General features: G+C 63.0%; 1 pseudogene. It reads right to left on the bottom strand.

Going from position 1 to position 281, the window contains the following annotated elements:
• Positions 1-181: pseudogene (locus tag AC0L3J_RS38015) on the bottom strand (phosphoketolase family protein); the annotation flags it as partial.
• Positions 182-281 lie beyond the last annotated feature (100 nt).

A 281-nucleotide genomic window follows, 5' to 3' on the forward strand; every position in this document is an offset into this window, starting at 1 on the left:
CGATCATCGGCCAGCGCGGACGTTCGACGCTCTTGCGGCCGTCGCGGGCGTGCTGCTGGATCGACCGGATGCTGACGAGCGCGACGTCGAGCGCGTCTGCCATGGCCCGGTGCATCAATTTGGGATCGTCGCCCTCGACGAATAGCGGCTCGTGGCCGAGCCCGCGGAAGAGATCGCGGATACGTTCTGCATGCCCTCAAGACCGAATGCACCGTTGTTCGAACGGGTTTAAAGCTCGATGGGCACTCCGTACTTGAGGTTCCTGGCTTGCATAACGCTCG

It is taken from the genome of Bradyrhizobium sp. Kon37 (genome assembly GCF_055807535.1).